Here is a 13,132-nt window from a genome sequence, read left to right as displayed (position 1 = left end):
ATAAAGATTATGTGGTTACAATAGCAGAGAGGATACACCTGTTCCCATTCCGAACACAGAAGTTAAGCTCTCTAGCGCTGATGGTACTTGGTGGGAAACTGCCTGGGAGAGTAGGACGTAGCCACGTTGAATATTCCAAGGTAGCTCAACGGTGGAGCAACCGGCTGTTAACCGGTAGGCTGTGGGTTCGAGCCCCACCCTTGGAGCCAAAAAAGCCGAAGTGGCGGAACTGGCAGACGCACAGGACTTAAAATCCTGCGGGACTTACCTCTCGTACCGGTTCGATTCCGGTCTTCGGCACTTTATAAAATAATATCGCGGAGTGGAGCAGTTGGCAGCTCGTCGGGCTCATAACCCGAAGGTCGTAGGTTCGAGTCCTGCCTCCGCAACCATTAAAATGGCTCGTTGGTCAAGAGGTTAAGACACCGCCCTTTCACGGCGGTAACAGGGGTTCAATTCCCCTACGAGTCACCAAAAAAACAATTAAATAAGCGGGTGTAGCTCAATGGTAGAGTTCTGGCCTTCCAAGCCAGCTGTGAGGGTTCGATCCCCTTCACCCGCTCCAAAAAATGGGATCATAGCTCAGCTGGGAGAGCACCTGCCTTACAAGCAGGGGGTCGCAGGTTCGAGCCCTGCTGGTCCCACCATTTGCGGCCTGGTAGTTCAGTTGGTTAGAATGCCAGCCTGTCACGCTGGAGGTCGAGGGTTCGAACCCCTTCCAGGTCGCCAAATTAAATAAGCGGGAATAGTTCAGTGGTAGAGCGCAACCTTGCCAAGGTTGAAGTCGCGAGTTCGAATCTCGTTTCCCGCTCCATAATGATTTGGGTGCATAGCTCAGCTGGATAGAGCAACGCCCTTCTAAGGCGTGTGTCCGGGGTTCGAATCCCTGTGCGCTCATTAAGAAAAGTTTACTATATTTATAGTAAACTTTTATATTGTTTAAAAAGACACAGGATACATGCATGTCACCTGTGTCTTTTTCTTTATAAATATAAAATTATATAAGAGTTACATTATATTCATTAATATTGTAATCATATTAATGGTAATGTATAATAGTCTACAAGAAGTTTATAGAAAGATTTATTGCATAGATTTAATTAATTAGTAAATAGGCTCATATACATTATACTGTATACTTTATAGTACTAAGATATTAGAATACTATTTAAATTTATAAATTAATTTCTTATACTGAAAAAGAACGATGAAATCTACTATGAAATACTAGAGATTCTAAATACTTGATAATATAGTGCTTGTAGATTATTGTATTAAATGAATTGTTATACTTATAAGTAATATATCTATGACTTTGAAATAGATAAGTTGTTTTAATTATTTTTATAATAAAAGATAATTTCTAGAAAAGATACATAATAAGATATTAATAGAACTTGATATAAATTATTTATAAGATAAATTATTAGTATAAGATAAAAATAATATTACTAATATAATATTAATAGAAATATAGAAATAATGTTACAATTTTATATAATTAATAAATAGATTATTAAATTTATTGTAGCAAACATATATTGAAAAATAATATGTATTTTGAAATAGATTTTATAGTATAAAATTGCATCAAGGCGCGAGTACTATTTTGTATTCGCGCCTTGATGATTTGAATTATTTAAACTAGATTTAACTTTAATAAAAAATATATATTTAATGAGCAATATTTTTAATGTATTTAGAGATTATTTAACAATCTCAATCTATAAAAATAGAATTATTTACACAAAAGTTAAATAGTTTGTATAGAGTTAGATTTATATAGTATAATACATAGTGTAAATAATTAAGAAGTTATCGAACAGGAGGATAAAACTGTGTTAGATATAAATTCTTTTTTAAATGAATTTTTTAATATAATATTAAGAATGAGTATATATGATTTAATTGACATATCCATAGTAGCATATATTTTTTACAAAATATTTATGTTTATAAAAGATACAAGAGCAGAACAAGTATTTAAAGGTATAATATTTCTTTTGCTAGCAACTCAACTTAGTAACACTTTTAAATTGCATACCGTTTATTGGATATCTCTTAAGGCTCTGGATTATGGAGTTATAGCAGCTCTTATAATTTTTCAGCCAGAATTTAGAGCAGGACTTGAACATATAGGAAGAGCAAAGTTTAATTTATTTGGAAAAAATGTAAATACTTCAGAAGAAACTCTTAATAGAACTATAGAAGAGATTGTAGAAGCTTTATATTCACTTTCTAGACAAAAAATAGGAGCTCTTATCATAATGGAGAGAGAAACCAGAATAAGTGATATAATAAATACAGGAACTATAATTGATGCTGAAATTTCTAGGCAATTATTGATAAATATATTTATACCAAATACACCATTACATGATGGCGCTGTTGTAATTAGAGATTCTAAGGTAAAGGCAGCTGCATGTTTCTTGCCATTGACAGAGAGTAAAGATTTAAGTAAAGATTTAGGCACTAGACATAGAGCGGGAATAGGTGTAAGTGAAGTATCTGACTGTATAACACTAATCGTATCAGAGGAAACTGGAGGCGTATCAATTGCTAAAGCTGGTAAGTTATATAGAGATATTTCTAGAGAAAGAATGATGAATATATTACGTAGTAATCTAAAAACGAATACGGAAACAAGAAGTTTTTTCAAAGGTGGTATATTTAAATGATAAATAGACTAAAAAATAATACCAAAATAAAAATAATATCATTTTTAAGTGCAATTGCTTTATGGATGTATGTCATGGCTGTAGTTGACCCTGAAGAAACTAGAGGGTTTGAAGATATACCTGTATCTATAAGTAATATGAGTGATTTAAATGATAAAAATCTTGTTATATATCCAGACGAAAAATTAACAGCAGATGTGTATATAAAAGGTAGTTTATCAAAGGTACAAAAAGTTAAAAAAGAAGATATACATGTATATGGAACTGTTGAAGACCCAATACAAGGTAAGAAAGAAGTATATTTAAAAGCAAATATTCCTCAAGGTGTTACTTTAGAATTTAAGCATGATGTTTTAATAGTAAATCTTGAGAAAAATATAAAAGAAAAAAGAGATATAAAGGTAGAAGTAAGTGGAAATTCTAAAAGAAATATAGATAAAATTGAACTGAATAAAAATTATGTCGATATATCGGGTCCAATGAGTCTAGTTAAGGAAGTTAAGAATATAAGAGCTAATCTAAATGTAGGTAATGAGACAGAAGATTTCTCTAAAAAATTGGATTTAATACCTTTAAATAGTGATGGAACTAAGGTTGAAGGTGTGACACTAAGTTCAAATTCTGTAACAGCAAGTGTACAATTATTAAAAGAAAAAACTGTACCAATAAGAGTAGATTTAAAGGATAATAATCAAGATAATAATACATTGAAAAATTATAAATTAAGTAAAGATGAAGTTAGCATAAAAGGTAAAAAAGAAAGTATAGACAAAATAAATTATATTAAGACAAAACCTATTGATTTAGTTGATTTAGCTAATGGAGAGGAAAAAGAAGTGAGTCTAGAGATTCCAGAAGGAATAACTATTGATGATAGCTCTATAACTATAAAGCTAAATGAAACAAAACAATTAAGTGCTGAGTTTGTATATAGTTCAGAAGATATTATGTTAAGAAATATTCCAGCAAATATGGACAATCCGAGTATAATTTTTACTGGAGATATTCAAGTTGTTGTAGAATCAACAGAAGATTTAAGTAAGCTAAATAAAAAAGATATTTCGTTATATATCGATTTATCAGAAGCACCTACTGAAAATGGTAAATATAAAATAAAATATGAAACAACATATCAATTTAAAAAAATAAATATAGAACCTAATATTGTTGAAGTGGAATGAACAAATATTTTGAATATTTAGTTGTTACAAGATGCGACAAAAAAATCTATAAAATTAAGTTTGTTAATTTTATGTTTTTGTTGCATCTTGTTTATTTTAGTTATATTATAAAATAAGGACAATGAGATATTTGTTAAATCTAAAAAGTGTTAGATATATGAAAAAAGACTGATAAATAGATTTAAATAAATATTTTTGAATTAAATATTTCAATTATCCCTAGGAAAACGTTGCTGAACGAGTTATAATTTAATTGAGATATAAAAGTTCTATTTCAAAAAATTCAAGATGAGGTGGAAATGCATGAGAAGTTTTGAAGAAGTAATTAAGTTTGCAAAAGAAAGAGGACCTAAAACTATATCAGTAGCATGTTGTCAAGATAAAGAAGTTTTAATGGCAGTTGAAATGGCTAGAAAAGAAAAAATAGCAAATGCCATTTTAATAGGTGATATAGAAAAGACTAAAGAAATTGCAAAAAGCATAGACATGGATATCGAAAATTATGAAGTAATAGATATAAAAGATTTAGCAGAAGCATCTCTAAAATCTGTTGAATTAGTTTCACAAGGAAAAGCCGATATGGTAATGAAAGGCTTAGTAGACACATCAATAATACTAAAAGCAGTTTTAAACAAAGAAGTGGGTCTTAGAACTGGTAATGTATTAAGCCACGTAGCAGTATTTGATGTAGAGGGGTATGACAGATTATTTTTCGTAACTGATGCAGCTATGAACTTAGCTCCTGATACAAATACTAAAAAGCAAATCATAGAAAATGCTTGCACAGTAGCACATTCATTAGATATAAGCGAACCAAAAGTTGCTGCAATATGCGCAAAAGAAAAAGTAAATCCAAAAATGAAAGATACAGTTGAAGCTAAAGAACTTGAAGAAATGTATGAAAGAGGAGAAATCAAAGGTTGTATGGTTGGTGGACCTTTTGCAATAGATAATGCAGTGTCTTTAGAAGCAGCTAAACATAAAGGTATAGATCATCCTGTAGCAGGAAGAGCTGATATATTATTGGCTCCAGATATCGAAGGTGGCAATATATTATACAAAGCTTTAGTATTTTTCTCAAAATCAAAAAATGCAGGAGTTATAGTTGGAGCTAAAGCACCAATAATATTAACTTCTAGAGCAGATAGTGAAGAAACTAAGCTTAACTCAATAGCCTTGGGCGTTTTAATGGCAGCAAAGGCTTAAATTTAAGGGGGAAATAGGCAAATGAGCAAAATATTTAAAATCTTAACAATAAATCCTGGTTCGACATCAACTAAAATAGCTGTATTTGATAATGAGGATTTAGTATTTGAAAAGACACTAAGACACTCTTCTGAAGAAATAGGAAAGTATGAGAAGGTTTCAGACCAATTTGAATTTCGTAAACAAGTAATAGAAGAAGCATTAAAAGAGGGTGGAGTAAAAACATCTGACTTAGATGCTGTAGTAGGTAGAGGTGGTCTTCTTAAGCCTATAAAAGGTGGAACTTACTCAGTAAGTGATGTTATGATAGAAGATTTAAAAGTAGGAGTTTTAGGAGAACATGCTTCAAATTTAGGTGGTATAATAGCAAAACAAATAGGTGATGAAGTTAATGTTCCTTCATACATAGTAGACCCAGTTGTTGTGGATGAACTAGAAGATGTTGCTAGAATTTCTGGTATGCCTGAAATAAGTAGAGCAAGTGTAGTACATGCTTTAAATCAAAAGGCAATAGCAAGAAGATTTGCTAAAGAGATAAACGCAAAATATGAAGATATAAATCTTATAGTTGCACATATGGGTGGAGGAGTTTCTGTTGGAGCTCATAAAAATGGTAGAATAGTAGATGTTGCAAACGCATTAGATGGAGAAGGTCCTTTCTCTCCAGAAAGAAGTGGTGGATTACCAGTAGGAGCATTAGTGAAAATGTGCTTCAGTGGAGAATATACTCAAGATGAAATTAAAAAGAAAATAAAAGGTAATGGTGGATTAGTTGCATATTTAAATACTAATGATGCTAGAGAAGTTGAAGAAAGAATTGAAGCTGGTGATGAAAAAGCTAAATTAGTATATGAAGCTATGGCATATCAAATCTCTAAAGAAATAGGAGCTAATGCAGCAGTTCTTAAGGGAGATGTAAAAGCAATATTATTAACTGGTGGAATCGCATATTCAAAAATGTTTACAGATATGATTGCAGATAGAGTTAAATTTATAGCAGATGTAAAAGTTTATCCAGGTGAAGATGAAATGATTGCATTAGCTCAAGGTGGACTTAGAGTTTTAATTGGTGAAGAAGAGGCTCAAGTTTATGATAACTAATGATAAAAGAATAAGAATCATAACAGGTCACTATGGAAGTGGTAAAAGTGAATTTGCGATGAACTATGTTGTTAAATTAAGAGATATGGTTTCTGGCAAAGTTGCTATAGCTGATTTGGATGTGGTGAATGTATACTTTAGAACTAGAGAAAAGAAAGAGTTAATGAAATCTTTAGGTATACAACCAATAGATAGTTCAATTAATGCTCCAACATTAGATTTACCAGCAGTATCAGCAGAAGTAATGTCACCTATGGTTGATCATTCATACAATTCTGTTATAGACTTAGGCGGAGATAATGTAGGTGCTAGAGTTATAGGAAGATTTAGTCATTTATTAAAAGAAGGCGACTATGACATGCTTTTTGTAATAAATGCAAATAGGGAGAAAACTCAAACTTCTGAAGAAGTTATCCAATATATAAAGGAAATAGAAAAATCTTCTAAACTAAAGGTAACAGGTCTAATTAATAATACTCATCTTATTAGATTTACTACTATTGATGATGTATTAAGAGGCCAAAAAGTTGCAGAAGAAGTTTCTAAGGAATGTAATATACCTATAAGATATGTTGCATGCTTAGAAAATCTTGTTGAACAATTACCAAAAGATTTAGAGGGAGAAATTTTTCCAATAAAATTATATATGAGAGAAGACTGGATGTAGTTTGAGCTCAAATATATAGAAAGTTTAAGGAGGCTTAGGTAAATGGCTAAAGGAAAAGTATCTTTTAATCAAGAACGTTGTAAAGGTTGTGGATTATGTGTTGAAGCATGTCCAGTAAAAATCATACAATTAGACTCAAACACAATAAACAAAAAAGGGTATAACCCAGCAACTGTTTCTGAAATGGAAAAATGCATAGGATGTGCAAGTTGTGCGACTATGTGTCCAGATGTAGTTATAACAGTAGAAAGAGATTAATTTAAATTAATATTTAAGGGGGAATTTTAATGGCTAAGATACTTATGAAAGGTAACGAAGCATTTGGAAAAGCAGCTATAGAAGCTGGTTGCAAATATTTCTTCGGTTACCCAATAACTCCACAAAGTGAATTACCAGAATATTTATCAAGAGAGTTACCTAAAATAGGTGGAGCGTTCGTTCAAGCTGAATCAGAAGTTTCTGCGATAAACATGGTTTATGGTGGAGCAGGTGCAGGAGCAAGAGTTATGACTTCTTCATCTTCACCAGGAGTTGCTTTAAAACAAGAAGGTATAACATATGCAGTAGGAGCAGAAGTTCCTTGTGTTGTACTTAACGTAATGAGAGGTGGTCCAGGACTTGGAAGTATACAACCTTCACAAGCTGACTACTTTATGTCTACAAGAGGTGGAGGAAATGGAGACTACAGAACTCCAGTATTCGCACCAGCTACAGTTCAAGAAGCTGTTGACATGATAATGGAAGCTTTTGATGTTGCAGATTACTACAGATCACCTGTTATGGTAGTTGCAGATGGTATGATAGGTCAAATGATGGAGCCAGTTGAATTCAAAGCTCCTGAAAAGAAAAGAGAATTGCCTCCTAAAGATTGGGCAACTGTTGGAACTAAAGGAAAAAGAGTACCTAATGTAATAAACTCTTTATACTTAGAGCCAGAAGTATTAGAAGATCACTGTTGGCACTTAGAAGCTAAATTCAATGAAATGGAAAAAAATGAAGTACAATATGAAATGTACAAAACAGAAGACGCTGAATTTATATTTGCAGCTTATGGAACTACTTCAAGAATAGTGAAAAGCGCAATTGATATATTAAGAGAAGAAGGAATAAAAGCAGGTCTTATAAGACCTAAAGTATTATGGCCATTCCCATTTGAAGCATTTGATCAAATCCCTAGTGCTAGAAACATATTAACTGTTGAAATGAGTATGGGACAAATGGTGGAAGATGTAAAAATGGCAGTAGAAGGTAAATTACCAGTTTACTTCCATGGAAGACCAGGAGGAATGACTCCAACACCAGCAGAAATAGTTGAAAAAGCTAAAAAAATTATTGCCGGAGAATTGGTTGCAGGAGGTGCTAGATAATGGCTGTTGTATTTAAGAAAACTGAAGGGTTACAAGATACTCAAACTCACTACTGTCCAGGATGTACACATGGTATAATCCATAGATTAGTTGGTGAAGTATTAGAAGAATTAGGAGTATTAGGTGATGCTGTAGGTGTTGTTCCAGTTGGATGTTCAGTTTTAGGATATAAATATTTTAACTGTGACACTCAAGAAGCAGCTCATGGTAGAGCACCAGCTGCTGCTACAGGAATAAAAAGAGTTCATCCTGAAAACACAGTATTCACTTATCAAGGTGATGGAGACTTAGCTTCAATCGGTACTGCTGAAATAGTTCATGCAGCTGCTAGAGGAGAAAAAATAACTACTATATTTGTAAACAATACAACATATGGTATGACTGGTGGACAAATGGCTCCAACTACATTAGTTGGACAAAGAGCTACTACTGCTCAATCAGGAAGAAATGCTGAAACTCAAGGTTATCCAATAAGAGTAAGTGAAATGTTAGCTACATTAACAGGAGCTGTATTTGTAGAAAGAGTAGCAGTTGATACTCCAGCTCATGTTAGACAAGCTAAAAAAGCTATAAAGAAAGCATTCCAAGTTCAACAAGCAGGATTAGGATTTGGAATAGTAGAAGTATTATCTACTTGTCCTACAAACTGGGGACTAGCTCCAAATGATGCTTTACAATGGTTAAGAGACAATATGATACCATACTATCCATTAGGAAATTTCAAAAATGTTGAAGTTGAGGAGGTGAAGTAAATGTCTACAGCTAGAGTAATATGTGCAGGCTTCGGAGGCCAAGGTGTTATGTCTATGGGACAATTACTTACTTATGCAGGAATGTTAGAAGGTAAAGAAGTTTCTTGGTTACCATCTTATGGACCAGAAATGCGTGGAGGTACAGCAAACTGTGCAGTAACTGTATCTAGTGAACCAGTTGGTTCTCCACTTATAACAAATGATGCAACTGCAGCTATATTATTAAATATACCAGCATTTGAAAAATTTAAAGATGATGTTGTACCTGGTGGAAAAATAATAGTAAATAGCTCTTTAATAAAAGAAAAAGTTGAAAGAACAGATGTAGATGTTTATTATATCCCAGCAAATGAATTAGCTGTTGAATTAGGTAATGATAAAGTTGCTAATATGATAATGCTAGGAGCTTACTTAAAAGTAGCTGATACAGTAGATATAGAGTCTGTATTAGAAGCATTTAAAAAAGTTTTCGGACCTAGAAAAGAAAAATTTGTTCCATTAAACAGAGCAGCTTTACAAAAAGGTATGGATGCTACATGTTGCGGAGCAACTAACTAATAAAGAAAAAAGATGTCAAAAAAAAGACAATAGAATTATTTCTATTGTCTTTTTTGCTGAGAAGTATTAAAATATTTTTATGACTGAAATTAAGAATATAATAGTATTTTATGAATTATAAAAATATAATACAAATTACAAGCTTTTCAATTATGAAAGGAGAATATTTAGTGAGAAAGTATTTTGGAACAGATGGAGTTAGAGGAGTAGCAAATACAGAATTAACATGTGACTTAGCATATAGACTTGGTAGAGCTGGTGGATTTGTTTTAGCTCAAGGAGACCATAGAGTAAAAGTAGTAGTAGGTAAAGATACTAGAATATCAGGAGATATGCTGGAGGCATCTTTAATAGCAGGTCTTATGTCTGTTGGATGTGATGTTATTACTGTTGGAATAATACCAACCCCTGCAGTTGCATATTTAACTAGAAAATATGGTGCTGATTGTGGTGTGGTTATATCTGCATCTCATAATCCTGTTGAATATAATGGAATTAAATTCTTTAATAAGAATGGATATAAATTGGATGATGAAATAGAATTAAAGATAGAAGAATATATAGATGACATGGCTAAAGTAGATTGTATGCCAGTTGGTGAAAATGTAGGACGAAGATTACATGAGCATTATGCACAAAGAGATTATGTAGATTATTTAAAATCAATAATTAACACTGATTTTAGAGGATTAAAAGTGGTTTTGGACTGTGCTAATGGTGCATCGTATAAAGTAGCACCAATAGTATTTGATGAATTAGGAGCAAGTGTAATTTCAATAAATAGTTCACCAGATGGAAACAATATAAATTATAAATGTGGCTCTACACATCCAGAACAACTTCAAAAGGCTGTTTTGGAACATAATGCTGACTTAGGTCTTGCGTATGATGGAGATGCTGATAGATTAATTGCAGTAAATGAAGAGGGTCAAATTGTTGATGGAGACCATATAATGATATTGAGTGCTTTAAATTTAAAGAAAAATAATAAATTAGCACAAGATACTTTAGTAGTTACAGTTATGAGTAATATAGGATTAACAATAGCTGCAAAAGAAAATGGAATAAAATTATCTACTACAGCAGTTGGAGATAGATATGTTTTAGAAGACATGGCTAAAAATGGATATAATCTTGGTGGAGAACAATCTGGACACATGATATTCTTAGATTACAATACTACAGGAGATGGAGTTCTTAGTTCTTTAATACTTGCAAATATAATATTGCAAGAAAAGAAACCTTTATCAGAACTTGCATCAATAATGAGTCAATATCCACAAGTACTAGTGAATGCAACAATAAAAAATGAAAATAAAACCAAATATATGGAATATCCAGAAATAAAAGCTGAAATAGAAAGAATAGAATCTATTTTAGATGGAAATGGTAGAGTCTTAATAAGACCATCAGGAACTGAACCATTAGTTAGAGTTATGTTAGAGGGTAAAGAGGAAGGTCAAATAAAAGAATTAGCAACAAATTTAGCTAATCTTATACAAGAAAAATTATCGTAATTTATAAGGGTATTCTCAGATATAAACCCTGAGGACACCTTTCTAAGCGCCAGAACTTAGTTATAGGCACAAGAATTAAGTATTATTGGAACTAAGTTGACGAGGTCAGAGTTAATCGAATTGTCGGCGGATGCTCTGCGGTGTGTTTACCATCGAAAGACTTCTTTAAATAATAGGAGTAATCCTATGGACAAAGGGAAGCCAAAGTAAACTTATATGACCTAACTCTTAAAATATATAAATAATATTTTTAGGAGGACACAAATAATGTGTGGAATAGTTGGATATTTAGGAAGTAGAAAGGCAGCAGAAGTTATCATAGAGGGGCTTTCTAAGCTAGAGTACAGAGGTTATGACTCAGCAGGTGTAGCAGTTAATGGTTCTAATTGTGATGAACTTAATATTAGAAAGTTCAAAGGTAGACTTTCTGTGCTTGCAGAAGATTTAGAAAAAAATCCTATTGATGGAAATTTGGGAATAGGACATACAAGATGGGCAACTCATGGAGAACCATCTGATGTAAATTCACATCCTCATTTTAATCAAGCTAAAACAATAGCAGTTGTTCATAATGGGATAATAGAAAATTATATGGAAATCAAAGAAGAATTAATTTCTGAAGGTGTTAAATTTGAATCTCAAACAGATACAGAAGTAATAGCACATTTAGTAGATAAATACTATGAAGGTAACTTATTAGACGCTGTATATAAAACTATATCAAAATTAAGAGGAGCTTATGCATTAGGTGTTATATGTAAAGAACATGGAAATGAATTAGTTGCAGTAAGAAAAGATAGTCCTCTTGTAGTTGGTGTGGGTGAAGGCGAAAACTTTATAGCATCAGATATACCTGCTTTATTAAAATATACTAGAGATGTTTATTTCTTAGAAAATGGAGAGATAGTTCACCTAAAAGATGAAAATGTAACAATTTATGATTCTAATAGAAATGTTGTAGAAAAAGAAGTATTCCATGTAACATGGGATGTAGAAGCTGCATCTAAAGGTGGATATGATTACTTTATGTCAAAAGAAATACATGAGCAACCAACAGGAGTTAGAGAAACTCTAGAAAGAAGACTTGATAATAATGGAAATATAATTTTAGATAGTATAAATATTTCTAAAGAAGATTTAGATAAAATAAATAAAGTTTATATAGTAGCTTGTGGAACGGCATATAATGCTGGATTACTTGGTAAGTATGCTATAGAAAAATTTGTAAATATACCAGTAATAACTGATATAGCATCAGAATTTAGATATAGTGACCCATTTGTAGATGAAAACTCATTAGTAATATTAGTTAGCCAATCTGGTGAAACAGCAGATACTTTAGCAGTACTAAGAGATTCAAAAGCTAAAGGAGCAAGAATACTTTCAATAACTAATGTTGTAGGTTCATCTATAGCAAGAGAATCAGATGATGTTTTCTATACTTGGGCAGGACCTGAAGTAGCAGTTGCATCAACTAAGGCATATACAACTCAAATAACTTCTTTATATATGATAGCTTTAGATTTTGCTATTAAAAAAGGAACAATAACTAGAGAGTTTTATGATGGTATGATTACTAAGATGAAAGAAATACCATCAAAAATACAAGAAATATTAGATAATGAAGAATATATAAAAGAAGTTGCTAAAACAGTTGTTAGCTCTGACCATGCTTTCTATTTAGGAAGAGGTATAGATTATAGTTTAGCAATGGAAGGTTCATTAAAATTAAAAGAAATATCATATATACATGCAGAAGCTTTTGCAGCAGGAGAATTAAAACATGGAACAATAGCATTAATAGAAAAAGGAACTCCTGTAATTGCTATAGCTACTCAAGAAAAATTATTTGAAAAAATGGTTTCTAATATGGAAGAAGTAAGAGCAAGAGGAGCTTATGTTGTAGCAATTGCTCAAAGTCATAATAAAGACGTTGAAAAAGCTGCTGAAAAAATAATTTATATACCAAACTCAGATGATATTTTATCACCAATATTAGCAGTTGTACCAATGCAATTACTTGCTTATCATGTTTCTGTATTAAGAGGTTGTGATGTAGATAAGCCAAGAAACTTAGCTAAATCAGTAACAGTTGAATAAAAATA

11 protein-coding genes, 9 tRNA genes and 1 rRNA gene are annotated in these 13,132 nt (G+C 31.9%); all 21 read left to right on the top strand.

All coding sequences use genetic code 11. The features are described 5' to 3' along the window. Positions 1-10: 10 nt before the first annotated feature. The 21 genes from rrf to glmS all read left to right on the top strand — a co-directional run bounded on the left by rrf (position 11) and on the right by glmS (position 13,127). A 5S ribosomal RNA gene (rrf, locus tag IC218_RS16285) occupies positions 11-127 on the top strand. A gap of 7 nt (positions 128-134) precedes the next feature. Next, a tRNA-Asn gene (locus IC218_RS16280) sits at positions 135-209 on the top strand. Between the two features lie 5 nt (positions 210-214). Then, positions 215-300: transfer RNA gene (locus IC218_RS16275), tRNA-Leu, on the top strand. Positions 301-316: 16 nt separating this feature from the next. Beyond that, positions 317-392: transfer RNA gene (locus IC218_RS16270), tRNA-Met, on the top strand. A 7-nt stretch (positions 393-399) separates the two neighbouring features. Then, positions 400-474 (top strand) — tRNA-Glu (locus IC218_RS16265). Between the two features lie 17 nt (positions 475-491). After that, a tRNA-Gly gene (locus IC218_RS16260) sits at positions 492-565 on the top strand. Positions 566-571: 6 nt separating this feature from the next. Continuing rightward, positions 572-647: transfer RNA gene (locus tag IC218_RS16255), tRNA-Val, on the top strand. Between the two features lie 5 nt (positions 648-652). Beyond that, a tRNA-Asp gene (locus IC218_RS16250) sits at positions 653-729 on the top strand. 10 nt (positions 730-739) lie between these two features. Beyond that, positions 740-814: transfer RNA gene (locus IC218_RS16245), tRNA-Gly, on the top strand. Between the two features lie 9 nt (positions 815-823). Then, positions 824-897: transfer RNA gene (locus tag IC218_RS16240), tRNA-Arg, on the top strand. 941 nt (positions 898-1,838) lie between these two features. Then, the gene (cdaA, locus tag IC218_RS16235; RefSeq protein ID WP_227434523.1) at positions 1,839-2,678 is read left to right on the top strand and encodes a diadenylate cyclase CdaA; all 840 of its coding nucleotides are present in this window, start codon (positions 1,839-1,841) and stop codon (positions 2,676-2,678) included. Then, a complete protein-coding gene (locus tag IC218_RS16230; RefSeq protein ID WP_227434524.1) occupies positions 2,675-3,859 on the top strand; it encodes a YbbR-like domain-containing protein in 1,185 nt (394 codons plus the stop codon). The genes cdaA and IC218_RS16230 overlap by 4 nt, the downstream gene beginning before the upstream one ends. 303 nt (positions 3,860-4,162) lie before the next feature. Beyond that, positions 4,163-5,065 carry a phosphate butyryltransferase gene (gene ptb, locus IC218_RS16225; RefSeq protein ID WP_227434525.1) on the top strand — a complete coding sequence of 301 codons (903 nt, stop codon included), beginning with the start codon at positions 4,163-4,165 and terminating at the stop codon, positions 5,063-5,065. 21 nt (positions 5,066-5,086) lie between these two features. Beyond that, entirely contained in the window at positions 5,087-6,166 is a 1,080-nt protein-coding gene (gene buk, locus IC218_RS16220; RefSeq protein ID WP_227434526.1) for a butyrate kinase, read from the top strand. Continuing rightward, positions 6,156-6,833 carry an ATP-binding protein gene (locus IC218_RS16215; RefSeq protein WP_227434527.1) on the top strand — a complete coding sequence of 226 codons (678 nt, stop codon included), beginning with the start codon at positions 6,156-6,158 and terminating at the stop codon, positions 6,831-6,833. Before buk ends, IC218_RS16215 begins: the two co-directional genes overlap by 11 nt. Before the next feature lie 42 nt (positions 6,834-6,875). Further along, the gene (locus IC218_RS16210; protein ID WP_227434528.1) at positions 6,876-7,091 is read left to right on the top strand and encodes a 4Fe-4S binding protein; all 216 of its coding nucleotides are present in this window, start codon (positions 6,876-6,878) and stop codon (positions 7,089-7,091) included. Positions 7,092-7,120: 29 nt separating this feature from the next. Then, positions 7,121-8,200 (top strand): 3-methyl-2-oxobutanoate dehydrogenase subunit VorB, encoded by a 1,080-nt coding sequence (locus tag IC218_RS16205; RefSeq protein ID WP_227434529.1) that lies wholly within the window; start codon positions 7,121-7,123, stop codon positions 8,198-8,200. Then, positions 8,200-8,952, top strand: a complete 753-nt coding sequence (locus IC218_RS16200; RefSeq protein WP_003420710.1) for a thiamine pyrophosphate-dependent enzyme — start codon at positions 8,200-8,202, stop codon at positions 8,950-8,952. Before IC218_RS16205 ends, IC218_RS16200 begins: the two co-directional genes overlap by 1 nt. Beyond that, positions 8,953-9,510, top strand: coding sequence for a 2-oxoacid:acceptor oxidoreductase family protein (locus tag IC218_RS16195; RefSeq protein ID WP_227434530.1), 558 nt, complete (start codon positions 8,953-8,955; stop codon positions 9,508-9,510). 170 nt (positions 9,511-9,680) lie between these two features. After that, the gene (gene glmM / locus IC218_RS16190; protein ID WP_227824887.1) at positions 9,681-11,027 is read left to right on the top strand and encodes a phosphoglucosamine mutase; all 1,347 of its coding nucleotides are present in this window, start codon (positions 9,681-9,683) and stop codon (positions 11,025-11,027) included. A gap of 267 nt (positions 11,028-11,294) precedes the next feature. Then, positions 11,295-13,127 (top strand): glutamine--fructose-6-phosphate transaminase (isomerizing), encoded by a 1,833-nt coding sequence (gene glmS / locus IC218_RS16185; protein WP_227824886.1) that lies wholly within the window; start codon positions 11,295-11,297, stop codon positions 13,125-13,127. Positions 13,128-13,132 lie beyond the last annotated feature (5 nt).

It is taken from the genome of Clostridioides sp. ES-S-0005-03, assembly GCF_020658455.1.
Lineage (GTDB): Bacteria > Bacillota > Clostridia > Peptostreptococcales > Peptostreptococcaceae > Clostridioides.
This window is presented reverse-complemented; position numbering and strand designations above follow the sequence as displayed.